This is a genomic window from Amycolatopsis sp. NPDC051102 (assembly GCF_040682815.1).
Lineage (GTDB): Bacteria > Actinomycetota > Actinomycetes > Mycobacteriales > Pseudonocardiaceae > Amycolatopsis.
In genome coordinates, this window is record NZ_JBFBBT010000005.1 from 21,506 (window position 1) to 45,854 (window position 24,349).

General features: G+C 72.3%; 18 protein-coding genes. 4 read left to right on the forward strand and 14 right to left on the reverse strand.

Features of this window, described 5'->3' with window-relative positions; all coding sequences use genetic code 11:
• Positions 1-112: 112 nt before the first annotated feature.
• From AB0M93_RS17300 to AB0M93_RS17320, 5 genes are read right to left on the reverse strand one after another with little or no spacing between them, the layout of a single operon-like run.
• Positions 113-1,558, reverse strand: a complete 1,446-nt coding sequence (locus AB0M93_RS17300) for a cytosine permease (RefSeq protein WP_364274442.1) — start codon at positions 1,556-1,558, stop codon at positions 113-115.
• Positions 1,555-2,913, reverse strand: a complete 1,359-nt coding sequence (locus AB0M93_RS17305) for an aminobutyraldehyde dehydrogenase (RefSeq protein ID WP_364274444.1) — start codon at positions 2,911-2,913, stop codon at positions 1,555-1,557. The genes AB0M93_RS17300 and AB0M93_RS17305 overlap by 4 nt, the downstream gene beginning before the upstream one ends.
• Entirely contained in the window at positions 2,910-4,553 is a 1,644-nt protein-coding gene (locus AB0M93_RS17310) for a thiamine pyrophosphate-binding protein (protein WP_364274447.1), read from the reverse strand. The genes AB0M93_RS17305 and AB0M93_RS17310 overlap by 4 nt, the downstream gene beginning before the upstream one ends.
• Positions 4,550-5,494 carry an agmatinase gene (gene speB / locus AB0M93_RS17315; protein WP_364274450.1) on the reverse strand — a complete coding sequence of 315 codons (945 nt, stop codon included), beginning with the start codon at positions 5,492-5,494 and terminating at the stop codon, positions 4,550-4,552. The genes AB0M93_RS17310 and speB overlap by 4 nt, the downstream gene beginning before the upstream one ends.
• Positions 5,487-6,932, reverse strand: a complete 1,446-nt coding sequence (locus AB0M93_RS17320; RefSeq protein WP_364274453.1) for a sodium:solute symporter — start codon at positions 6,930-6,932, stop codon at positions 5,487-5,489. The genes speB and AB0M93_RS17320 overlap by 8 nt, the downstream gene beginning before the upstream one ends.
• A 98-nt stretch (positions 6,933-7,030) precedes the next feature.
• On the opposite strand from AB0M93_RS17320, the gene AB0M93_RS17325 reads away from it, so the two are divergent.
• From AB0M93_RS17325 to AB0M93_RS17335, 3 genes are read left to right on the forward strand one after another with little or no spacing between them, the layout of a single operon-like run.
• Positions 7,031-8,527, forward strand: a complete 1,497-nt coding sequence (locus AB0M93_RS17325; protein WP_364274456.1) for a PucR family transcriptional regulator — start codon at positions 7,031-7,033, stop codon at positions 8,525-8,527.
• 35 nt (positions 8,528-8,562) lie between these two features.
• On the forward strand, positions 8,563-9,240 hold the full coding sequence (locus tag AB0M93_RS17330; protein ID WP_033261892.1) for a response regulator transcription factor: 678 nt from the start codon (positions 8,563-8,565) through the stop codon (positions 9,238-9,240).
• Entirely contained in the window at positions 9,237-10,361 is a 1,125-nt protein-coding gene (locus tag AB0M93_RS17335; RefSeq protein ID WP_364274459.1) for a HAMP domain-containing sensor histidine kinase, read from the forward strand. The genes AB0M93_RS17330 and AB0M93_RS17335 overlap by 4 nt, the downstream gene beginning before the upstream one ends.
• Before the next feature lie 121 nt (positions 10,362-10,482).
• Here the strand turns inward: AB0M93_RS17335 and AB0M93_RS17340 are convergent, their stop codons facing one another.
• Complete coding sequence (locus AB0M93_RS17340; RefSeq protein WP_364274462.1) at positions 10,483-11,568, reverse strand: alpha/beta hydrolase; 1,086 nt, start codon at positions 11,566-11,568, stop codon at positions 10,483-10,485.
• Positions 11,562-13,103: a twin-arginine translocation signal domain-containing protein gene (locus AB0M93_RS17345; RefSeq protein ID WP_364274465.1), complete on the reverse strand. Its 1,542-nt coding sequence runs from the start codon at positions 13,101-13,103 to the stop codon at positions 11,562-11,564. The genes AB0M93_RS17340 and AB0M93_RS17345 overlap by 7 nt, the downstream gene beginning before the upstream one ends.
• A gap of 69 nt (positions 13,104-13,172) precedes the next feature.
• Between AB0M93_RS17345 and AB0M93_RS17350 the strand changes: the two genes are divergently transcribed.
• Positions 13,173-13,601 (forward strand): hypothetical protein, encoded by a 429-nt coding sequence (locus tag AB0M93_RS17350; RefSeq protein WP_364274468.1) that lies wholly within the window; start codon positions 13,173-13,175, stop codon positions 13,599-13,601.
• On the opposite strand, the gene AB0M93_RS17355 is transcribed toward AB0M93_RS17350, so the two are convergent.
• From AB0M93_RS17355 to AB0M93_RS17385, 7 genes are all read right to left on the reverse strand, one after another.
• Positions 13,598-15,709: a 3-hydroxyacyl-CoA dehydrogenase NAD-binding domain-containing protein gene (locus tag AB0M93_RS17355; protein WP_364274471.1), complete on the reverse strand. Its 2,112-nt coding sequence runs from the start codon at positions 15,707-15,709 to the stop codon at positions 13,598-13,600. The two genes, AB0M93_RS17350 and AB0M93_RS17355, sit on opposite strands and share 4 nt — an antisense overlap.
• A complete protein-coding gene (locus tag AB0M93_RS17360; protein ID WP_364275150.1) occupies positions 15,709-16,899 on the reverse strand; it encodes a thiolase family protein in 1,191 nt (396 codons plus the stop codon). The genes AB0M93_RS17355 and AB0M93_RS17360 overlap by 1 nt, the downstream gene beginning before the upstream one ends.
• Before the next feature lie 127 nt (positions 16,900-17,026).
• Positions 17,027-17,656, reverse strand: a complete 630-nt coding sequence (locus AB0M93_RS17365; protein WP_364274474.1) for a DUF998 domain-containing protein — start codon at positions 17,654-17,656, stop codon at positions 17,027-17,029.
• A gap of 86 nt (positions 17,657-17,742) precedes the next feature.
• The gene (locus tag AB0M93_RS17370; protein WP_364274477.1) at positions 17,743-19,341 is read right to left on the reverse strand and encodes an allophanate hydrolase; all 1,599 of its coding nucleotides are present in this window, start codon (positions 19,339-19,341) and stop codon (positions 17,743-17,745) included.
• Positions 19,338-22,886: an urea carboxylase gene (uca, locus tag AB0M93_RS17375; RefSeq protein WP_364274480.1), complete on the reverse strand. Its 3,549-nt coding sequence runs from the start codon at positions 22,884-22,886 to the stop codon at positions 19,338-19,340. Before uca ends, AB0M93_RS17370 begins: the two co-directional genes overlap by 4 nt.
• A complete protein-coding gene (locus AB0M93_RS17380) occupies positions 22,883-23,518 on the reverse strand; it encodes an urea amidolyase associated protein UAAP2 (RefSeq protein ID WP_364274483.1) in 636 nt (211 codons plus the stop codon). The genes uca and AB0M93_RS17380 overlap by 4 nt, the downstream gene beginning before the upstream one ends.
• Positions 23,515-24,348, reverse strand: a complete 834-nt coding sequence (locus AB0M93_RS17385) for an urea amidolyase associated protein UAAP1 (protein ID WP_364274486.1) — start codon at positions 24,346-24,348, stop codon at positions 23,515-23,517. The genes AB0M93_RS17380 and AB0M93_RS17385 overlap by 4 nt, the downstream gene beginning before the upstream one ends.
• Position 24,349 lies beyond the last annotated feature (1 nt).

Genomic DNA, 24,349 nt, shown 5'->3' on the forward strand with positions numbered 1-24,349 from the left:
TCATCCCGTCGCCTGATTGAGGCCTATCACTTTGAGCCAGGCCCGCAATCTTGCGCTTTTCTCTCTCTTTGCGCTGTGGGTTGCGGGCCTGGCTCAAAGTGATTTGGGGGCCTCAGGCGACGGGATGACCAACCAGCTCAGGCTTGGGGGTTGGGGCGAGGACCTCCGGGGGTTCCGGGAACAGCTTCACCAGCACCGGGTACGCCACTGCCGCTGTCAGGAGCGTTACCAGCAGGCTGATGTCCACGCCGCCGGCGATGTTGTGCCAGGGGCCCGTGATCATGGGGGTGTTTGCGCACAGCAGGCCCAGTGTTGTTGCCGGGATCCAGGCCGCCATTGCTCGCCAGTTCACTCCGTTGGTGAACCAGTAGCGGCCGCCCTTGCGGCCTTCGTTGAACACCTGTAGGTCTTCGACGTCGTAGAATCCGCGTCTTTGCACGAAGCCGATCATCATGATCACCATCCAGGGGCTTGTGCACAGGACTATCAGCGTGGCGAATGCGTTGATGCTCGACACCATGTCCAGCACGAAGTTGCCGATGAAGATGAACGCTACGCTCAGTGTTCCGATCAGCAGCGTGGCCTGGACGCGGGACAGCTTCGAGAAGATCGAGCTGAAGTCCAGGCCCGTTCCGTACAGCGATGTCGTTCCCGTTGACAGGCCGCCGATCAACGCCACCACGATCAGCGGGATTGCGTACCACAGCGGGGAAATTGCCGTCAGGCCCGTTATGTAGTCCGCCGGGTTCGTCACCAGTGTTGCCGTTGCTATGCCGAAGCCGAACGGGAGCAGCGTTGCCACCTGGGCCAGGAACGGGGCCGTCAGCAGGGAGCGCTTGCTGTGCCTTGCCGGGATGTAGCGGGCCCAGTCGCCGAGGAATGCGCCGAACGAGATCGGGTTGGCCAGGGCCGTCAGGGCCGCCAACGTGAATGTCGGCCAGAACGTTCCCAGCGCGTACGTTCCCGTGCCCGCGTAGCCCGGGTCGAATGTTCCGCCGTAGGCGAAGATGCCCAGGAGCATGATCGCTGTGCCGAGGACCACCGCTGTCCGGTTGACCAGGAGCATGAACCGGTAGCCGTAGATGCACACCACCAGCGTCGCCGTCGCGATGACGCCGTACGCGATGCCGCGCAGTGCTGCGCCGCCGTCGAAGCCGAACAGTCTCTGTGCTGCTCCCGCCACCGCGTCGCCGCTCACCCAGACCGAGATCGCGAAGAACGTTATTGCCGTCAGCAGCGACAGGAACGAGCCCACGCACCGGCCGACCACGCCGAAGTGCGCGCCCGATGACACGGCGTTGTTCGTGCGGGTCCGGGGGCCGAACAGGGCCATCGGGGCCAGGACCAGGCCGCCGGTCACCACGCCGAGTGCGGTGGCCAGCAGCGCGTCCCGGAAGCTCAGCCCGTAGGCGATCGGGAGCGTGCCCAGGATGATCGTCGCGAACGTGTTCGCGCCGCCGAACGCCAGGCGGAACAGGTCGCGGGGGCGGGATGTCTGCTCCTCCGGCGGGATCGGTGCGATGCCGTGCTGCTCGACCTGCGTCACGCGGGTGCTCATGCGAACCTCGTCATCACGTGCTTGACGCGGGTGTACTCCGCGAACGCGTACGCCGAGAGGTCCTTGCCGTGGCCCGAATGGCCGAAGCCGCCGTGGGGCATCTCGGCGACCAGCGGCCCGTGGGTGTTGACCCACACGCAGCCGAAGTCCAGTTCGGCCGACACCCGCGCCGCGACGGATAGATCGCGAGTCCACACCGAGGACGCCAGCCCGTAGGGGACGCCGTTGGCCAGTGCGATACCCGCCGCTTCGTCCGCGAAGGACTGGACCGTGAGCACCGGGCCGAAGATCTCCTCCTGGACGATCTCGTCGTCCTGGCGCACCCCCGAGATCACCGTGGGGGAGTAGTAGAAGCCCCGGGAACCGAACCGGGTGCCACCCGTTTCGATCCGGGTGTGGGACGGCAACCGGGAGATCAGGCCCTCGACGCGCGAGAACTGCGCCGCGCTGTTCAACGGCCCGTAGTCGACGCCCGGTGTCCGGTCCGCGGCCGTCTTCGTCAACGAAGCCACGAATTCGTCGTGGATCGACGCGTGCACCAGCACCCGGCTGCCCGCCGTGCAGTCCTGGCCCGCGTTGTAGAACGCCGCGCCCACGATGCCCTCCGCCGCCGACGCGATGTCGACATCCGGGAACACCAGCAGTGGTGCGTTGCCGCCCAGCTCCAGATGCGTGCGTTTGAGGTCCGCGGCCGCCACCGTGGCCACGTCGATGCCCGCCCGCGTCGACCCCGTGAGGGAGACCAGGTCGGTGCTCGGGTGGCGCACCAGCGCGCGGCCGGTGTCGCGGTCGCCCGTCAGCACGGTGAACGCCCCGGAAGGCAGGAACTCCGCCGCGATCTCGGCCAGCAGGACGGCCGTCGACGGGGTCGTCTCGGCCGGCTTCAGCACCACCGTGTTGCCCGCGGCCAGCGCCGGTGCGATCTTCCAGACCGCCATCATCAGCGGGTAGTTCCACGGGGCGATCTGCGCGCAGACGCCGACCGGCTCGCGGCGGATCACCGAGGTGTGGCCGGGGGTGTACTCCCCGGCCGCGGTGCCCTCCAGGTGGCGCGCGGCGCCGGCGAAGAACCGCAGCGCGCTCACGCACTCCGGGATCTCCTCCTCGAGCACCACCGACCGGATCTTGCCGGTTTCCCGCACCTCGAGGTTCGCGAACTCGCCCGCCCGGGCTTCGAGCGCGTCGGCGATCTTCAGCAGGGCCAGCTGCCGCTGGGCCGGGGTGCTGCGGCGCCAGACCGCAAACGCTTGCGCAGCCGATTCGAGTGCTGTGTCCACTTCGGACGGGGAGGCGACGGGGCTGGTCCCGAAGACCTCGCCGGTCGCCGGGTCGGTCAGGTCGAGCGTGCGGGTCATGCCTGCTCCAAGTGGGTCGGCGCGAACATCTTCAGCGACGCGGGGAGGACGACGACGGACGGGCCGGGCGTGCGCAACGCCTTCGCCAGGTCGATGCCCACGGTGTCCGGAGTGGACGAGCACGCGGGCACCCCGAAGGAGGACGCCAAGGCCACGAAGTCGGGCCGCGCCAGCTCCGTGGCCGTCGTCCGGCCGAACGCGCCGGTGAGGTACTCGCGCAGGATGCCGTAGCCGCCGTCGTCGATGATCAGCCACGTGACGTCGAGGCCGTGCTGCACCGCCGTGGCCAGCTCGGCGATGCCGTACATCGCGCCGCCGTCGCCGGACACCGCCAGCGTCGTGCCGCCCGCGGCCGCGCCGCCGAGAGCACCCGGGAGGCCGTAACCCAGGCCGCCCGCACCCTGTGCGGTGTGGATCGGCGCGCCCTCCGGGTTCCAGGCCGACCAGGCCCAGTACGCGGCGATCGTCATGTCCCAGAACGTCTGCGTGCCCTCGGGCAACGCCGCGCGGATGTCGTCGATCAGCTTCCGTTCGGCGGCCACGTTCTGTCCGTCCAGACGCGACTCGACGCGCGTGAGCAGGCTCGAAACCGCCTGCTCGGCCCGGCCGTCGGAGCGCCGCATCGGCACCCACTCCAGCAGTGCCTGCAGCGTCCGCCGGACGTCGGCGTGGATGCCCAGGCCGGGGTAGTTCGACTCCAGCTTCCCGAGGTCCGCTTCGACCTGGATCACGCGGCCGCGCGGGGCGAACGCGCGGTAGTTGCTGGACAGCTCGCCGAGGCCGGAACCGAGCACGAGCAGCACGTCGGCGTCCGCCAGGAACTCCGTGGTGTGCCAGTCCTCCAGCCACGAGCGCCCGGACAGCTCGTGGTCCCAGCCGAAGACGCCCTTGCCGCCGAACGTCGAGATCACCGGCGCGCGCAGGGCCTCGGCCAGGGCCAGCAGTTCGGCGTGCGCGCCCGACCGCAGCGCGCCGCCGCCGGCCAGGATCACCGGGTTCGCCGCCGCGCCCAGCAACTCCGCCGCGGCGGTGACCAGCTCCGGCAGCGGGTCCAGCACCGGGGGCGCGGCCGACACCGACGTGATCGGCGGGACCCCGGCGGGGCCGAGCAGCACGTCCTGGGGGATTTCGACCCACACCGGCCCGTAGGGCGCGGTCGCCGCCGACGTCCACGCCTCGCGCAACGCCGAGGGAATCTGGCTCGCCCGCCGGACGACGTGCACGGACTTGACGACGTCCCGGAAGCTCGCCTGCTGGTCGGGCAGCTCGTGCAGGTAGCCGTGCCGTCCGCCGCCGAGGCCGGCGACCGGGACCTGGCTGGAGATCCCGAGCACCGGCACCGAAGCCGCGCGCGACTCCTGCAGCGAGGCCAGGGTGAGCAGCGCGCCCGGGCCGGTGGAGACGATCAGCGGTGTCACCGGTACCGGGCCGTCCGGGTTCGCCGCGAGCCGGGCGCGGGCGTGGCCGTCGGCGGCGAAGGCGAGGTTGTTTTCGACGCGGCCGCTGATCACGCGCAGGTCGCCGGCGCGCCGCAGCGCGTCGAACAGGCCCAGCGCGTGCTGGCCCGGCAGGCCGAACACCGTGTCGGCGCCCAGGGCCCGCAGGGTCTCGACGACGACGTCGCCGCCGATGCGGGTCATTCGCCCTTCCCCAGCGACAGCAGGCTCACCAGGTCGTAGGCGACGTGGGAGGCCGCGATGGCGGTGATCTCGGCGTGGTCGTAGGCCGGGGCGAGCTCGACGACGTCCGCGCCGACCAGGTTGAGGTCGCGCAGCCCGCGCAGGATCTCCAGCAGTTCGCGGCTGGTCATCCCGCCGGCCTCGGGCGTCCCGGTGCCGGGCGCGTGGGCCGGGTCGAGCACGTCGATGTCGACCGAGACGTACAGCGGCCGGTCGCCGATGCGCTGCCGCAGCGCGTCGACGGTCTCGGCGACGCCGCGGCGCATGACGTCGCCGGAGGTGACGATGCCGAAGCCGAGCCGGCGGTCCTCTTCCAGGTCCCGCTTGCCGTACAGCGGCCCGCGCGTGCCGACGTGCGACAGCGCGCTCGTGTCGAGGATGCCTTCCTCCGACGCCCGCCGAAACGGGGTGCCGTGGGTGTACGGCTCACCGAAGTAGGTGTCCCAGGTGTCCAGGTGCGCGTCGAAGTGCAGCAGGGCCACGGGTCCGTGCTTCTTCGCCACGGCCCGCAGCAGCGGCAGCGCGATCGTGTGGTCGCCGCCGACGGTCACCAGCCGCGTCCCGTCCGCCTGCAGCGCTTCGGCTTCCTGCTGCAGCGTCTCGATCGCTTCGCCGATGTTGAACGGGTTGACCGCGATGTCGCCCGCGTCGACGACCTGCTTCTCGGCGAACGGCGAAACGTCCAGCTCCGGGTGGTACGGCCGCAGCAGCCGGCTCGCCTCGCGGACCGCGGCCGGCCCGAACCGCGCGCCGGGCCGGTAGGACACCCCGGAGTCGAAGGGCACTCCGACGACGGCGACGTCGGCGCGCTCGACCTGGTCGATCCGCGGCAGCCGCGCGAAGGTCGCGAAGCCGGCGAACCGGGGGACGCGCGACGAGTCGAGGGGTCCGATGTTAGGCACTGGTGGGCTCCTGTTCCCGGGTTTCGGTGGTGGTGTCTTCGCCGTTGAGCCGGCGCGTCCAAAGGGAAAGAACCGAGTCGGCCGTGCGGGGCGTGGCGAAGCTGACCGCCAGGTAGACGACCAGGCTCGCGCCGAGGCCCCAGTAGATCGGCGTGTTGGCGTCGACGCCGTCGATGATCATGAAGGCGATCACCGAGAGCGTGCCGGCCACCATCGAGGCGTACGCGCCCTGCCGCGTGCCGCGCTTCCAGAACAGCGCGCCGACGATGGCCACCAGCAGGCCGCCGACCAGGATGTCGTAGGCGATGGTGAGCGCGTTGACGACGTCGTCGACGATCATCGCGATGCCGATGGCCAGCAGGCCCAGCACCAGCGTGGCGAGCCGGTTGCGGCTGACCTCGCCGCCCTTCTTCAGGCCGAACTTGGTCAGCAGGTCCGACGTCGTGGTGGTGGAACACGCGATCAGCGCGCCGCTCGCCGTCGACATCATCGCCGACAGCGCGGCGGCCAGGACCAGGCCGCGGACGCCCGTCGGCAGCAGCCGCTCGACGATCGTCGCGAAGGCGTCCTGCGCGCTGGCGATGTCCGGGTACAGCGCGTGGGCCGCGGTGCCGATCAGGGCGCCGGCCAGGCCGTAGACCAGGCAGTAGACGCCGGAGGTGAGGCCGCCGGACGTCGCGATCGCCGGCGTGCGGGCGGTGAACACGCGCTGCCAGATGTCCTGGCCGATCAGCAGGCCGAAGGTGTAGATCACGAAGTACGTGATGATCGTGTCCGTGCCGATCGAGGTGAAGCTGAAGAAGCTCGCGTCCAGCTTCGCGCTCATGCCGCTGAAGCCGCCGGCCGAGCTGATCGCGACGGGCAGCAGGATGGCCAGGATGCCGATCGTCTTGATGACGAACTGGGCGATGTCGGTGAGCGTGATCGACCACATGCCACCGAGCACCGAGTAGAGCACGACGATCGAGCCGCCGACCGCGATCCCGGCCCAGTTCGGCAGGTCGAACAGCACCTTGAAGATCGTGGCGAAGGCCAGCGTCGAGGTCACCGTGAGCATCAGCGTGTAGCCCCACATGACGACGCCGGACACCGTGCTGGTGCGGCCGCCGTAGCGCAGGTCGAGCATCTCGCCGACGGTGTAGACCTTCAGCCGCACCAGCCGCCGCGCGAACAGGGCGTGCAGCACCAGGATGCCGACGCCGATGCTGACGACCAGCCACATGCCGGAAATGCCGTAGGTGTAGCCGAGTTTCACGCCGCCGACGGTCGACGCGCCGCCGAGCACGACGGCCGACATCGTGCCGGAGTACATGAACCAGCCCAGCCGCCGTCCGGCGACGAGGTAGTCGGACTTCGTCTTCGCGAGCCGGAGGCCGTACCAGCCGACCCCGAGCATGCCCGCGATGTACAGCGCGATCACCGCGTAGTCGCCGGTCACGGTGTCCTCCTCACGTCGGTTTCGGGTCACCGTAGGTTCGCGCGCCACCCCCACGGCATGGGACGATTCGTCTCCGTATCGACACAGTTGGGGACAAGATGACCCAGAACACGGATGCAGCGCACACGGAGGTGAATGTCCCGTTACGCGCGGTCGTCGGCAACCGGGAACTCGCGCTCGACGTCGTCCCCGAGACGCTGCGGCCGGGCGCGCTGGACGCCCCGGTGCGGTGGGCGCACGTCAGCGAGCTGCAGGACCCGGCGCCCTACTTGCTGGGCGGCGAACTGATCCTCACCGCCGGCGTCAACCTGCCCGAGCAGCTCGACCGGTACGTGCGCGGACTGCGTGACGCCGGCGTGACGGCGCTGGGCTTCGGCCTCACCCCGGCGGTGCACGAAACGCTGCCGGAGCCCCTGCGCCGGGCCTGCGCGCGGCATGGGCTGCCGCTGCTGGTGGTGCCGACGCGGACGCCGTTCCTCGCGGTCAACCGGGCGGTTTCGGTCGCCCTGACCGAGGCCGGGCAGCGGGAACAGCGGCGGATCACGGCGGCACGCGAGACGCTCACCCGCGCCGCGGGCGGCGGGCTCGGCGAGCTGACGTCGTCGCTGGCGGCGGTGCTGCGGTCGTGGGTCGCCCTGGTCGGCGCGGGTGACGTGCTGGCCGCGGCGCACGACGCGCCCGTTCCGCTGCCGCTCCCGGTGCGGGAGCTGATGGCGACCGTGCGGGCCGGCAGCGGGATCCGGAGCGCGACCACCGAGCTCGACGGCGGGTTCGTCGTCGTCCAGCCGGTGTATCCGCAGGCCACGGCGTCGCACCTGGTGGTCGTCGGGCGTACCCGGCGGCTCGACGGCGCCGACCGGGCGATCCTCGCCGTCGGCGCGGCCCTGCTCGGCTTGGTCGGCCGCGCGGGCTCGGACGCGGCGGAGCTGGGCGCGGCGGCCACCGGCCTGCTGCTCGGCCGGACGTCGCCCGGAGACGCGGCCGGATCGCTGCTGGGGTCGGACGTCGTCCGGCTGGTCGCCGGGGCGGCGTACCGGCGCGGCCCGGACGAGGTGGCGCATCGGCCGGACTGGCTGCGCGCGCGGCTCGACACGCCGCTGGTGGCGGTGTCGCCCGGCCGGTTCGTGGCGATCGCGAGGTCGGCGCCGTCGGGTGCGACGCTGGAGGTGCTGCGCGCCCACGGCTGGCTGGCGGCGGTGGGTTCGCCGGCGCCGGCCGAAGAACTGTCTGAAAGCGAAGTGGAGCTGCTGCTTTCGCGGGCGCTCGCGCTCGGCCGCCCGGTCGTGGCCGGGAACGAGCCGCTGGACTTCGACGCGCTGCTCGACCCGGGTGCTTCTCGCGGGTTCGCTTCGAGGGCGTTGGAGCCGTTGGTGGCGCTGGACCGGGCGGGAGACCGTGCGCTGGTGCCGACGCTGCGGACGTGGCTGGCCCACCACGGTGGCTGGGAGCCGACGGCGGCCGAGCTGGGCGTGCACCGCAACAGCGTCCGGCACCGGATCGCCCAGGTGGAGCGCGCTTTGGGCGTGGATCTCGCGGACCCGGAGGTCCGGATGCGGCTGTGGTTCGCGCTGCGCTGGGCCACCCCTGATCCTTAAAGGGCACTCTCAGGAAAATATGGGATTGTGTGCTGGTGCGAGTTTTGGTAGTCGAGGACGAAGAACCCCTGGCCGACGCGATCGCCCGCGGGCTGCGCCGCGAAGGGATGGCGGTGGACGTCGCGCTGACCGGGGACGACGGGCACGAGAAGGCCGCCGTCACGCGGTACGACGTCGTGCTGCTGGACCGGGACCTGCCCGGGATGTCCGGGGACGAGCTGTGCCGGGAGATCGTCGCGTCCGGGGAACTGACCCGGGTGCTGATGCTCACCGCGAGCAGCTCGGTGTCCGACCGCGTCGAAGGGCTGTCGCTCGGCGCCGACGACTACCTCGCCAAGCCGTTCGCCTTCCCCGAGCTGGTCGCGCGGGTGCGGGCGCTGGGCCGCCGGGCCACGCCGGCCGCGCCGCCGCTGCTCACGGCCGGGGACGTCGAACTCGACCCGGCCAAGCGCACGGTCCGGCGCGCGAGCGGGCCGGTCGAGCTGACGCGCAAGGAGTTCGGCGTGCTCGAGGTGCTGCTGCAGGCCGCCGGATCCGTCGTCAGCAGCGAGGAGCTGCTCGAACGGGTGTGGGACGAGAACGCCGACCCGTTCACCACGACCGTCCGGGTGACCGTGATGACGCTGCGCAAGAAGCTGGGCGAGCCGGGGATCATCGAGACCGTCGTCGGCTCCGGGTACCGGGTGCCGGAGCCCGGCGCGCCGCGCGCGTGAACCTGCCGGGCACGCGCACCCTCCGCGCCCGGATCACCCTGCTGGCGACCGTGCTGGTCGCGGCCGTCAGCCTGCTGCTGCTCTGGCTGGCCTGGACGCTGGTGCGGGACTCGCTCGACGCCGTCCCGCAGATGCCGCCGGGCAGCGTGGTGGTCGTCGACGGCGTGCCGGTCGACGCCTCGACGCTGGCCGAGCACCTGCGCGTGCACGCCCGGAACCGGATGCTGCTGTTCGGGTCGATCGCGTTCCTGCTGGTGGTGGCGGCCGCGGCGATCCTCGCCTGGACGTTCACCTCGCGCGTGCTGCTGCCGCTGCGCGAGATCACCGGCACCGCGCGGCGGCTGTCGGTCGAGTCGCTGGGGGAGCGGATCGGCGAGATCCGCTCCCGCGACGAGCTGGCCGAGCTGGCGAGCACGTTCGACGACATGCTCGACCGGCTCCAGGCCGCGTTCGACGCGCAACGCCACTTCGTCGCCAACGCCAGCCACGAGCTGCGGACGCCGTTGTCGGTGATCCGGACCGAACTCGACGTCACCCTGGCCGACGACGACGCCGACGAAGCCGAGCTGCGCCGGATGGGCGGCGTCGTCCGGGACGCGACCGAGCGCGCCGGGCAGCTGGTCAACTCGCTGCTGCTGCTGGCCCGCACCGACGGCGCCGGCCTGGGGGTGCGCGAGCCGGTCGATCTCGCGGTGGTCGTCGACCGGGCCTGGCGCGCGGTCCAGCGGGAAGCCTCGCAACGCGGCATCCGGGCGACGTTCTCGGTGGTGCCGGCGCCGGCGTTCGGTGATCCGGCGCTGCTGGAGCGGATCGCGGGCAACCTGCTGGAGAACGCCGTCCGCCACAACGTCGACGGCGGCTGGCTGGAGGTCGCGACGCAGCCGGGGCCCCGGTGGTCGGTGCTGCGGGTCCGGTCCTCGGGCGGCCTGGTCGACCCGGCGGGGGTGGCGGAGCTGTTCGAGCCGTTCCGCCGCGCGGGCGTGGCCCGGACGGCCCGCTCGGGCGCGGGCCTCGGGCTCTCGATCGTCCGGGCCGCGGTGGCGGCGCACGGCGGAACGGTCACGGCCGAGCCGATCGTGGGCGGCGGCCTCGGCGTGACGGTCCACCTCCCCGTCCGCTGACCGTGCGCCAACAGACATCACCCGTGATTAGAGGGTCATCTCGCGTGATTGGAGGGTCGACACGCCGGATCGAGCCGGGTTCGCCGTGTCGTCCCTCCAATCACGCGTGATGGCTGCTCGATCACGGGAGGTGGCCCGGCGGGGACAGGGCGAGGCCGGCGCGGAGGACGCCGGCGGCGTGGAGCATGGCCGCGCGGGCGTCCGGGTCCACGCCGACCCGGTTCGCGAAGCCGTGTAGCTGGCCTTCGTGGCATCGGTGGACCAACGGGACTCCGGCGGACGCGAGGCGGCGCGCGTACGCCTCGCCTTCGTCGCGGAGGAGGTCGAAGCCGCACGTGGCCACGTACGTCTGTGGGAGGCCGTCGACGGTTTCGTCGTAGAGGACCGAGGCTCGCGGGTCCGTGTAGGACGCCGGGTCGCGCAGGTACTGGGCGCGGTACCAGGCCCACTCGTCGCGGTCGAGGCGGAAGCCGGAGCCGAACTGCTGATGGGAACGAGACGAGCCGAGGGCGTCCGTCGCCGGGGTGAGCAGGAGGCTGAACGCCGGGCGCGGCAGCTCGCCGCGGGCCGCCGCGTGGGCGACCACCGCCGCCAGGTTGCCGCCGCTGCTGTCGCCGCCCACCGCCAGCCGGACCGGGTCCACGCCGAACTCCGTGGCGTGGGAAACCACGTGGGCGAAGGCCGCGACCGCGTCGGTGGCCGCCGCCGGGAACGGGTGTTCCGGGGCCAGCCGGTAGCCGATCGACACCACCCGCACCCCGGCTTCCTCCGCGAGCAGCCGGCACGCGCCCTCGTGCGTGTCGAGACTGCCGAGCACGAACCCGCCGCCGTGGAAGTACACGATCGCCGGGCTCGGCGCCGGGACGCCGGCCGGCTCGTACAGCCGCAGCGGGAGCGGCCCGCCCGGCCCGGGCCAGGTGGCCTCGCCGGTCCGGACGCCGGGGCAGATCCCGGCGCCGGCGAGCGCACCCGCCAGGTCCAGCTCGGTCCGGGCCCGCGCCAGGCTGCCGTTCCGGTGCGGCGCGTCGAACGGCGCGAACCGCGACACCCGCATCAGCATCCGGGCGGTGGGCACCGGCTGCCGCCCGTCGACGACCACCGGGCGGCCCGCCAGCACCCGCAGCACCGGCGCGGGCAGGCGCAGCAGCCACCGCAGCCCGGTCATGATCGACCGGACGAGCCACCGCCGGAACAGTCCGTTCAGCACACGTCCACGAAAATCGGGTTCGCGTACAACCACAAGTCCTCGAACGGGTTCGCCTGCCCGATGACGTCCGGCGCCGGTTCGCCGTCGCCGTTCGTCCCGCGGACCCGCGCGTAGAACGGGTCCCGGACGTTGCGGAAGGTGTGCCGGTACACGACCTGCCTTCCCGGCACCCAGCGCGGCTCGAACGACGCGGCAACTCGCGTTCCGGGCGCAGTCATCGTGTCGCGGTCGGTGACCGGGCCGGTGACCGGGCCCGCGACGACGTCCAGGCGGGCCAGCCGCGGCACCGAGCCGCCGCCGTTCGGCCGGGACGCCAGCCGCGCGGAGACCACGAGCGTGACGTCCGATCCCCACCGCACCCGCAGACGGCCGCCCAGCGTCGCCGCGGAACCGCCGCCGTACGCGGCGACCTCAAGCTCGGAGACCAAACCGCCGTGCGACAGCCAGATCCGCCCGGCCCGCAGCCCCTCCAAGACGCCTTCGAGGCTGCGCCGCGTGACGCCGACGTGCGTGCGGCTGAACTCGCCGGGGTAGAAGTCGGCGTACGGCGGGACGAACTGGCGGACGCCGCTGTCGACCGGGTCCGGGAACTTGCCGGTGCCGTCGTACCAGCCGTCGGGAACCTGGGGCCGGACCAGCGTGTCGCCGCGGTTGTAGTGCGAGTCGGAGTTCGTGGTGATCCACCACGGCTTGCCCTCGGCGAGCAGCGAGTCCCACAGGCCGCCGACCTTCGCCGTCGCCCAGTCCCAGCCGCCGAACGTCCGGTACGCCTCGGCCGGGAAGCCCGGCCACGAGTTCGGGCCGGGCGCGTTCGCGTAGCCGCCGCGCGCGCCGCCGTTGCCGAGCGGCTTCGGGAAGCCGTCCGCCTGCGCGCCGGGCGCGCCTTCCATGCCGATCACGATGTGCGGCGCCGCGTCGCGGTAGGCGCGCAGCTCGTGCGGCGCGACGCGGCCGTTGCGCAGCGGGTGGTTGATCAGCACGACCGGCGCGTGGATCCGCTTCGCCTGCTCTTCCGCGGCGAGCCAGCGCAACGCCCGCAGCGCGAGGGCCTCGTTCGCCGGGCTCGACGCCTCCGAGTTCGTCAGCCGCCAGTCGAAGGTCCGCTCGAACTCGCGCAGCTTCGCGGCCTGCTGCGAACCGGCCTGGAAGAACACGGTCGCGTGTTCGGCGCCCGGGACGTTCCACTCCATGCCGTGCCACAGCAGCAGGTCCGGGTACTTCCGCCGGGCGGCGAGGAAGTCGGCTTCGGTGGGTTCGACCGACGCCTTCTCGTGCTCGGCGTGGCCGTGGTCGGTGAAGACGATCCAGTCCGCGCCGTGCGCGCGCCCGCCGGCGGCGATCTGGTCGATCCGGTACATCGCGTCGTAGGAGTACTGGCTGTGCGTGTGGTGGTCGCCGACCAGCCACTGGTAGCGGCCGCACACCCGGCTCGGGTCGAGATCGAGGTCGAGGTCGGCCGGGGCCGGGAGGGGCACGCCCGCGGCGGCGGCCGCGAGGCCGGCGCCCTTGAGGAAGCGGCGTCTGTCGGTGGTCACGGCGGGACGCTAAGCCGCCGGGGTGAACGGACGGTGTCCCGGCGGCCAACGTGTGCTGTGATCTTCGGTGTGGAGGACAAGCCCCTGGTCCGCGTGCTGGTGCCGGTGATCGCGCTGGCGCTGGCGGCCGGGGTGGGGCTGGCCTTCGGCGTCGCGGCGCTGCTGCGGCCGCCGGACCTGCCGGTCGACACGAACCCGGCCCCGCTGGCCGGGCACACGCTGTGCGCGGCGGTCGTGGTGGTCTTCCCAGCCGAAGCCGACATGCGGGCCGCGGAACGGTCCCTGCGCGACGACCCCAAGGTGCGGCGGGTGTTCGTGGACCCGCCGTCGGTCTCGCTGCTCGCCGTCCCGGGCACCGACCTGACGGCGTGGGCGCAGGAGCTGCACGCCCGCTACCGGACCGCCGAGCGCGTGACGGTGATCGATTCCGACGCGACGGCGGCGCAGCTGAAACTCACTGCGCCGCCGCCGAAGTGCCCTCGCGAGGGCGAGTACTAGCGCGTCGGGACCGAAGCCACGCCCGGGGCGAGGAACGGCTTGCCGTTCACGCGCTCGGACACCCCGGAGCGGTCCAGGTACGGCGTGATGCCGCCGTTCCAGAACGGCCAGCCCGCACCGAGGATCAGGCACAGGTCGATGTCCTGCGCCTCGGCGACCACGCCCTCGTCGAGCATGATCCGGATCTCCTCGGCGATCGCCGCCAGCGCGCGCTCGCGCACCTGCTCCGAAGTGGACGGCTGGTCACCCTGCGTCCAGAGTTCGACGACCTCGGGGTCGGCCGACTGGTTGCCCTTGTCGTCCCAGACCCAGACGCCCTTCTTGCCCGCCTTGACGAACTTCGCGAGGTTCTCGGACACGGTGAACCGGTCCGGGAACGCCTCGTGCAGCGTCTCGCCGACGTGCAGGGCGATGGCCGGGCCGACGAGCTGCATCAGCGTCAGCGGCGTCATCGGCAGGCCGAGCGGTTCCAGGGCCTTGTCGGCGACGTCGAACGGCGTGCCCTCGTCGACCGTCACCAGCACCTCGCCGAGGAAGCGCAGCAGGAGCCGGTTGACGACGAACGCGCTCGCGTCCTTGACCAGCACGCTCGACTTCTTCAGCTGCTTGCCGACCGAGAACGCCGTCGCCAGGGAAGCGTCGTCGGTCCGCTCGCCGCGGACGATCTCCAGCAGCGGCAGCACGGCGACCGGGTTGAAGAAGTGGAAGCCGACCACGCGCTCGGGGTGCTGCAGCTTCGACGCCATCGCGGTGATCGACAGCGACGAGGTGTTCGTCGCCAGGATCGCCTCGGGCTTGACGTGCTGCTCCAGCTCGGCGAACACCTGCTGCTTGACGCCGAGCTCCTCGAAGACGGCTTCGATGACGAAGTCGGCGTCGGCGAACGCGGCCTTGTCGAGCGAGCCGGAGACCAGCGCCTTGAGCCGGTTGGCGCCGTCCGGGGACAGGCGCTTCTTGCCCAGCAGCTTGTCGATCTCGGCGTGGACGTAGCCGACGCCCTTGTCGACGCGCTCCTGGTCGACGTCGGTCAGCACGACCGGCACCTTCAGGCGGCGCACGAACAGCAGCGCCAGCTGGCTGGCCATCAGGCCGGCGCCGACGATGCCGACCTTGTTCACCTTGCGGGCCAGGTTCTTGTCCGGCGCGCCTGCCGGGCGCTTGGCGCGCTTGTTGACCAGGTTGAACGAGTACAGCCCGGCGCGCAGGACGTCGGACATGAGCAGCTCGGCGAGGCCGTCGGTCTCGGCCGCGTAGCCGCGGTCGAGGTCGTTTTCGCGGGCCAGCTCCAGCAGCTCGACGGCCTTGGTGGCGCCCGGCGACGCGCCGTGCGTGCGACCGTCCACAAGGGACTTGGCGCGGGCGATGGCGGCGTCCCACGCGGAACCGCGGTCGATCTCGCGGCGTTCCGGCGTGATCTCGCCGTTGACGACCTTCGCCAGCCACAGCAGCGACTGCTCGAGGTAGTCGGCGGACCCGAAGACCGCGTCGACGATGCCGAGCTCGGCCGTCTGCTTGACGTTGAGCATCTTGTTCTGCGCCAGCGCGTTCTCGATGATCACCGTGACGGCGGCGTCCGCGCCGATCAGGTTCGGCAGCAGCTGGGTGCCGCCCCAGCCCGGGAACAGGCCGAGGAAGACCTCGGGGAACGCGATGGCGGCGGTGTTCTCCGACAGCGTCCGGTAGTGGCAGGACAGCGCCAGCTCCAGGCCGCCGCCCATGACCGCGCCGTTGACGAACCCGAACGTCGGGATCTTCGACTCGGTGAGCCGCCGGAAGACGTCGTGCCCGGTCTGGGCGATCTCGCGCGCCAGCTTCGGGTCGCTGACGGACTCGACACCGGACAGGTCGGCGCCGACGGCGAAGATGAACGGCTTGCCGGTGACGGCGATCGCGGCCGGCTCGGCCTCGAACGCCTTGTCCAGCGCGGTGTTCAACGACACGAGACCCTGCGGGCCGAAGGTGTTCGGCCGGGTGTGGTCGTGGCCGTTGTCGAGCGTGATGAGCGCGACGGGCTTGGTGAGCCCGGGCACCTTCACCAGGCGCGTCACGGCGTGCGTGACGACCTCGTCCGGGAAGGCGGCCTTCGCTTCTTCAGCGGTGAAAGTCATTACTTCGCCCCCTCGAAGGCCGGGTTCTCCCAGATCACGGTGCCGCCCATGCCGATACCGATGCACATCGTGGTCATGCCGTACTGCACGTCGGGCCGCTCGGCGAACTGGCGCGCCAGCTGCGTCATGAGCCGGACGCCGGACGAGGCCAGCGGGTGGCCGCACGCGATCGCGCCGCCCCACTGGTTGACGCGCGGGTCTTCGTCGTCGATGCCGAAGTGGTCGAGGAAGGCCAGCACCTGCACGGCGAAGGCCTCGTTGATCTCGAACAGGCCGATGTCGTCGATCGACAGGCCGGTGCGCTTGAACAGCTTCTCGGTGGCCGGCACCGGGCCGATGCCCATGACCTCCGGCTCGACGCCGGCGAAGGAGTAGCCGACCAGCCGCATCGCGACCGGCAGGCCCAGCTCGCGGGCGGTGTCCTCGTCGGCGAGCAGCGACGCGGTCGCGCCGTCGTTGAGGCCGGCCGCGTTGCCCGCGGTGATCCGGCCGAACGGGCGGAACGGCGTCTTCAGCCCGGCGAGGGTCTCCAGCGTGGTGCCCGGGCGCGGCGGCTCGTCCTCGGTGGCCAGACCCCAGCCCAGCTCCTTCGAACGGGTGGCGACCGGGACCAGCTCGGGGCCGATCTTGCCGGTCTTGACGGCTTCGGCGTAGCGCTCCTGGCTGCGCGCGGCGTAGGCGTCGGTGCGCTGCTTGGTGATCGCCGGGAAGCGGTCGTGCAGGTTCTCGGCGGTCTGGCCCATGACGAGCGCGGTCGGGTCGACGAGCTTGTCGGCGATGATCCGCGGGTTCGGGTCGACGCCCTCACCCATCGGGTGACGGCCCATGTGCTCGACGCCACCGGCGATGGCGATGTCGTAGGCGCCGAAGCCGATGCCGGACGCGACGCTGGTGACGGCGGTCATCGCGCCGGCGCACATGCGGTCGATGGCGAAGCCCGGGACGGACTTCGGCAGCCCGGCCAGCAGCGCGGCGGTGCGGCCGATCGTCAGGCCCTGGTCGCCGATCTGGGTGGTGGCGGCGATGGCCACCTCGTCGACGCGCTCGGGCGGCAGTTCGGGGTGCCGCCGCAGCAGCTCGCGGATGGTGTTGACGACCAGGTCGTCGGCGCGGGTGCCGGCGTAGATGCCCTTGTCGCCGGCCTTGCCGAAGGGGGTGCGTACCCCCTCGACGAAGGCGACGTTTCGCACGCCCCGCGCGTTCGGCGCGAGCGGCGTTGCTGGTGCGGCCACTGATGCTCCATGGGATAGAGGTCTTTGACCGCACGATAGCCCTTGTTACCCACCGGTAACCAGTGGTGTGGCCCGGTCGAGTGGGCTACGGCACACTCTTGGGCTCCATCGTCTGTCCCTTCACGAGCCACGCGACACCGAACGCCTCCACCGCGATGCTCTCCAGCCACAGCGCCGGGTGCAGCGACGGCGTCAGGCCGAGGTACTTGGCCAGGGCGATCAGCAGCAGGCAGACGAGGATCACGGCCCCGCAGGCGCGGTAGAGCGCGCCGAACTTCTCCGGCTGCTCGCCGTCGTGGGGGAACAGGCGCAGGCAGAAGTAGGCGAGGGAGAGGAAGAACACGGCCGCGAAGACCCAGTGCAGCACGCCGGACGTGCGGTTCCAGGCCGTGACGTCGTGGTCCGGGGTGGTGGGCAGCAGCGCGAGGCCGATCGCGCCGAGCCCGGCGACGCTGCTGGCGACGTTGTCGACGTAGTCGTGGCCGTAGTAGGCGAGGAGGAACACCCCGACCGCGCACATGGCGCCGACGAGGACGTCCCGCAGGTCGGTGTAGTAGTAGCTGCTGAGCGAGCCGGCGACGCCCCCGCCTTGGACGAGCTGCTTGCCGAGGATGAGGACGACCGGCAGGGCCACGCCGACCAGCCCGATGGCGCGCCGGAGGAACAGGTAGGAGTGGACGAGGGTGTCCTGGGGGGATCGGGTTGCCGTGGTCATGGCTGCCTCCGGGGGTTCACTACCGGGTACATCGGTACGCCCGGCGCGGTCGCTGAAGGCTCGTTACCGCGCCGGGCAGCTGATCGTTACCCGCGGACGTGGGCCAGCCAACCGCCCTTCGCCGAAATGTCCTCCGCGCCTTCGGTCGCCGCCGGTTCGCACAGGAAGCCCGGCACCGACGTCCCGTCGGCCAGTTCGAGCTTGCCGATCGCCAGCGGAGCCGGGATCCCGGCCACGAACTCGCCGAACCCCCGCGCCGGCAGCTCCCAGACCTCCGCGGCCACCGAGACCCCGCCGGAGGCCACCCGCACCAAGCCCGGCTTGGGCGGCACCGTGTCCAGCGCGTACAACCGGTACGCAGCCGCCGTCGACACCGCGGACACGAACCGGCCGCCGCGCGAGGTCAGCTCGTGGTTCAGCGGCTGGCCCCGCAGGTGCGCACCGACCACCACGACCGGGATGCGTGCCGAGCGCAGTCCCGCCAACGCCGCCAGCTTCAGGTCGTCGTGCGGGGCACCCAGGAACATCACGCCGAACGGGCGTCCGGCCACCGAGCCCGCCGGGACGGACAGGGCCGACAGGCCGAACAGGTTGGTGGAGTTGGTGAACCGGCCCAGGCGGGCGTTGACGGCCACCGGGTCCGCCGCCACTTCCGCCAGCGTCGGGTGCTCGGTCGTCGTCGGGAGCAGGATCGCGTCGACGCCGGCCAGTGCCACCAGCGCTTCCGTCCGCAGGGCCGCCAAGGTCGCCTGGTCGGCGAACAGCCGGTGCGCGGGGATGTCCCGCGCCGGGCCGATGATCGAGCGCACCACCGGGTCGACGGCGTCCGGGTGGGCGTCGATGAACTCGCCGACCGCGGTGTAGCGCTCGGCGACGAACGCGCCGCCGTACAACAGCTGAGCCGCCTCCAGGAACGCTGAAATGTCCACGGTGGTCACTTCGGCACCCGCCGCGGCGTAGTCCGACACCGCCGCGTCGAACGCCTCGGCCCAGCCGGTAGCCAAGGGACCCAGCTGGTCCGGGGACGGCACACCGAGGCGGAACCGTCCCGTGTGGACCTGCGCGGGCTCGGCCAGGCAGGTCAGCGCGAACGATGCTTCCTCCACCGTCCGTGCGAACAGCGAGACGCAGTCGATGCTCGCGCAGGCGGGCACGACCCCGTCCGTCGGCAGCAGGCCCGGGGTCGGCTTCAGGCCGACGATCCCGTTGAACGCCGCGGGCACCCGGCCGGACCCGGCGGTGTCCGTGCCGAGCGCCAGGTCCACGATGCCCAGCGCGACGGCCACCGCGGAGCCCGAGCTGGAGCCGCCGGACACGTAAGCCGGGTCGACGGCGTTGCGCACCGCGCCGTACGGGCTGCGCGTCCCGACCAGGCCGGTCGCGAACTGGTCGAGGTTCGTGGTGCCGAGCACCAGCGCACCCGCCGCCCGCAGCCGCGCGACCACCGGGGCGTCGGCTTCCGGCTTGTACGCGTAGTCCGGGCAGCCCGCCGTCGTCGGCAGCCCGGCGACGTCGATGTTGCCCTTGACCGCCACGAGCTTGCCGTACAGCGGCAACCCGCGTGGCTCCGCCGCGGCGGCTTCGGCCAGGACGTCGGCTTCCGGCCGCAGGTCGATCCAGATCTCCGGCCGATCCACCTGTTCGATCCGCCGGTATGCCGCCCGTACCCGTTCGACGGCGCTCATCCCAGCACCACCAACGGCGTGCCGGGCGCCACCTGGTCGCCGGGGGACACCAGCACTTCGACCACCTCGCCGCTCGCCGGCGCGGGGATCCGCGCCTCCGTCTTCATCGCTTCCAGCGTCACCAGCGGCTCCGCGTGCTCGACGCGCTGGCCCGCGGTGACGTCGACCCGCCACACCGTCGCCGCGAACGGCGCCTCCACGACGTGCCCGCCCGGCGGGGCCTCGACCCGGGCCGGGGGCCGGGTGACCGGCTCCGGCTTGGGGTCGAACTCGCCCGCCGCGGCCCATGCCTGCCGCTCCGCCTCGAACGCCGCCGCCTGCGTCGCCCGGAACCCGGCGATGCTCTCGGCGTTGTCCGCGAGGAACTTCTGGTAGTCGGCGAGGGCGAAGGAGCCTTCGGTGGTCTCGAGGGCCAGCTGCCCGGACGCGCTCTGCGCCCGAAGGTCCAGGAGCTCCTCGGCCGACACCGGGTACCAGGAGATCCGGTCGAAGAACCGCAGGTTCCACGGCTGCTCGCCGCCGCGCCAGCTGTTCCACACCTGGACCGTGCGCCCGACGAACTGGTAGCCGCCCGGGCCCTCCATGCCGTAGATGCAGAGGTAGGCACCGCCGATGCCGACGGAGTTCTCCGCCGTCCACGTCCGCGCCGGGTTGTACTTCGTCGTCACCAGGCGGTGGCGCGGGTCCAGCGGCGTCGCCACCGGCGCGCCGAGGTAGACGTCGCCGAGGCCGAGCACGAGGTACTCGGCGTCGAACACCGTGCGGTAGACGTCGTCCACACTGGACAGCCCGTTGACGCGCCGGATGAACTCGATGTTCCACGGGCACCACGGCGCGTCGTCGCGCACGCCGGTCATGTACCGCTCGATCGCCTCGCGGGTCGCCGGGTCGTCCCACGACAGCGGCAGCCGCACGCTGCGGCTCGGCACCACGAGCGCGTGCGTCGGCGGCAGGTCCCGCTCCAGCTCGCGCACCAGCCCGAGCGCCTTGCCGACCGGGAGCGCGTCCGGGTCGACGTGCACCTGCAGCGACCGGATGCCCGGGGTGAGGTCGACGATCCCCGGGACGCCCTCGGCGGCGAGCCGTTCGCCGAGCGCGTGCACCCGCATCCGCAGGGCCAGGTCGAGCTTCATCTCGCCGTACTCGACGAGCAGGTTGTCGTCGCCGCTGCGGCGGTAGGTGACCGACGGCTCGCCCGAGGATTCCGAACAGTCCGAAGCGGACAGTCGCGCGAGGACACCGCCGTCGTCGCGGGCGGCCCGGCTCGGCTCGATCACCGACGCGGGGCGCGTCCGCAGCGCCGCCGCGTGGTCGGTGCCGATCGGCACGAACCGCACGGTGTCGCCCGGGCGCAGCTGCCCGAGCTTCCACCGCTCGCCGGTGGCGACCGTCGCCGGGCAGACGAACCCGCCCAGGCTGGGGCCGTCCGGGCCGAGCAGGATGGGCAGGTCGCCGGTGTAGTCGACGGCGCCGATCGCGTATGGCGTGTCGTGGATGTTCGACGGGTGCAGGCCCGCCTCGCCGCCGTCCGCGCGGGCCCAGCCGGGCCGCGGCCCGACGAGCCGGACGCCGGTGCGCGCCGAGTTGAAGTGCACCTGCCAGTCCGTGGCGTAGAACGTGTCGACGTCTTCCGGGGTGAAGAACTCCGGAGCCGCGTGCGGCCCTTCGAGCGCACCGATCGTCCAATGCGGAGCGAAGGCCGGGCGGTCGGCCTCGGCGACCGGCCCGACGACGGGGTCCGCGGGCGCCGGCCCGGGCCGCAGGACGTCCCCGGCGGCCAGCGCGCGGCCGCCGTGCCCGCCGAACTTGCCCAGCGTGAACGTCGCCGCGCTGCCGAGGAACTCCGGCACGTCTACGCCGCCGCGGACCAGCACGTAGCTGCGCAGCCCGGCCGTGCACGCGCGGACGTCGAGCGTCGCCCCCGCGGGGACTTCGACCGGTGTCCACAGGGGAGCTTCGACGCCGTCGACGAGGACCGTCGCCGGCGCGCCGGCGACGCACACCTCGGTGGCGTGGGAGAACCGCAGGGCCACGCCATCCACAGTGGACTCCAGGCCGGGCGCGCCCTCGGGGTTGCCCAGCGCGAGGTTGCCCAGCCGCAGCGAGCGGTCGTCCATCGGGCCGCTCGGCGGCACCCCGACGTGCCAGAAGCCGGTGCGGCCCGGCCAGTCCTGCACCGTCGTCATGGTCCCGCCGCGGACCACGTCGATCCGCGGTTCCGCGTCGCCGATCGTGTCCAAAGTGGACGTGTGGTGCGTGGCGGCGCCGAAGGCCGGGTCGCCGGCCGCCGCCCGCAGCTGGCCGAGGTTGGTCTGGACGCCGTCGAAGCGGGTCGCGGCGAGCGCTGCACGCAGGTTTTCCAGGGCCTCGGCGCGGTCGGCGCCGGTGCAGATCACCTTGGCCAGTAGCGGATCGTAGTGGGTGGTGACGGTCGTGCCCGGCTCGACCCAGGTGTCGACCCGCGTGGCCGGCGGCAGCGTGACCCGCGTGACGAGGCCCGCGCTGGGCCGGTGCCCGGCTCCGGGGTCCTCGGCGTACACGCGCGCCTCGACGGCGTGCCCGCGCGCGACCGGGACCGCGCGGAACATCCCGCGGTCGCCTTGGGCGAGCCGCAGCATCCACGCCACCAGGTCGACGCCGTGGACCGCCTCGGTGACCGGGTGCTCGACCTGCAGGCGGGTGTTGACTTCGAGAAACGCCGCCTCGCCGCGCCCGGGGTCGTAGACGTACTCGACCGTGCCCGCCGAGCGGTACCGCACCGACGAGCACAGCGCGACGGCGGACTCGACCAGGTGCTTCCGGACCTCCTCGGGCAGGTCCGGCGCCGGGCACTCCTCGACCACCTTCTGGTTGCGCCGCTGCAGTGAGCAGTCGCGCGTGCCCAGGGCGAGGACCTCGCCGAAGCCGTCGCCGAACACCTGGACCTCGACGTGCCGCGCGCGGGTCACCAGGCGTTCGAGGAAGACGCCGGAACTGGCGAAGCTCTTGGCGGCGACGCTGCGCACGGTGTCCCAGGCGGCGCGCAGCTCCTCCGGTGACGCGCACGCGCGCATCCCGATGCCGCCCCCGCCGCCGGTCGCCTTGAGCATCACCGGGTAGCCGATGTCCGCCGCACGCGCCAACGCTTCGTCCACATCGGACAGCAGGCCGGTGCCGGCCAGCAGCGGCACGCCGGCCGCGATCGCGGCCTCGCGCGCGGTGTGCTTGCTGCCGAACACCTCCAGGTGCTCCGGTGACGGCCCGGCGAACGCGATCCCGGCGTCTTCGCAGGCGCGCGCGAACGCCGCGTCCTCCGAGAGGAAGCCGTAGCCGGGGTGGATCGCGTCGCAGCTGGTTTCCAGGGCCGCGGCGATGATCGCCTCGGCCCGCAGGTAGCTCTCCGCGGCGGGCGCCGGGCCGAGCCGGACGGCCCGGTCGGCGAGCCGCACGTGCGGGGCGAGGCGGTCGGCGTCGGAGTACACCGCGACGGTCTCGAGACCCAGTTCCTTCGCGCTGCGCAGGATCCGGACCGCGATCTCGCCGCGGTTGGCGACGAGCAGCCTCACTCGCCGCCTCCGGGGGAGATGACGACCATCCGGACCGGCGTCGGGTCGAACCCGTTGCAGGGGTTGTTGATCTGCGGGCAGTTCGACACCAGCACCAGCACGTCGGTCTCGGCGCGCAGCCGGACTTCCAGGCCCGGTGCGGAAATGCCGTCGACGATGCCGAGCGTGCCGTCTTCCTCGACCGGCACGTTCATGTACCAGTTGACGTTGCTGACCAGGTCGCGCTTGCCCAGGCCCCACTTCGCGCCCTCGATGAGGAAGTTCTCGACGCAGGCGTGCTGGTGCCGGGTGTGCTGCCCGTAGCGGAGGCTGTTGGACTCCTTGCTGCACGCGCCGCCGATCGTGTCGTGGCGGCCGCAGGTGTCGGCGACGACGGTCAGCAGCGGCGCGCCCTCCTGGGTGCGCAGGACGCTGCCGGTGGTCAGGAAGATGTTGCCCTGCGCGGCGATCGTCGCGGGCGCGCTGTAGCGCTTCGCCGTGTCGTTCGCGTCGTAGCAGAGGAAGTCGACGGCCTGGTTGCCACCCAGGTCGATGATGGCCAGCTCCTGCCCCTCGTGCAGCACCGTGGAGAACGGCGCCCGCGCGGGGACGTCGACGCTGACCTCCAGCTGGGACTCGTACGCGGTGCTCATGCGATCCCCCGGGCGGTGAGGTAGTCGGCGGTGTTCTCGAAGGCGCGCTGCGCCTCCGGCGTGTGTGTCCACTCGGGACTGTCCGGGGTCGTCGGCCGGTCGCGCCAGGCGAGGACTCCGAGCCGGGACACGGTGTGCTCCGGGCGCGGGTCGACCGGGTGGGCGACGTTGGCGAGCAGCACGATCGACGGGATCTCGATCCGCAGGTCGACGGCCTTGCCCGCGCCCGCGGAGCCGGTGAACTCCAGCCCGCCTTCGGGCTGGACCCGCACGCCCTGGAAGAAGGACAGGCTCGGTGGCAGGTCACGCGGCTGCAGGCCGTTCTTGGCCGCCGCCAGGGTGAACAGCGCCAGCCCGGCGGGGGAGGGGCCCTGCGGGGAACCGTCGCCGTAGCGGGCCGTGTTGCCGTCCACAGTGGACGTTCCGCAGAGCGCGTCGTGCCGCCCGCTGGAGTCGGCGACGATCGTGGCCAGCACCCGTCCCTGGTCCGACAGCAGCGCCACCGACTCGCCGAGGTAGGCGTTCCACTGCACCTTGACCGTGTCGGCGACGTTCAGCCGCTCCCAGGGCTGATCGGCGTTGAACAGCAGCAGGTGGGCGCAGGCATCGCCGTCGACGTCGGTCAGCCGCAGCCGCGTGCCGCGCGCCAGCACCTTGTGCGTGTACCCGCCGCCGGCCACGGTTTCGGCCCAGGTCAGCGCCTCGGGATCGACCTCGGGCGGCGGTTCCGGCCAGCTGCTCGCCGGGATCGACGGCATCGTGTCGACCACGGTGCCGGCCTGCGCGCGGGCGTGGTCGCGCGCTCCGTGGGGCGTCGCGGTGGTGCTCATG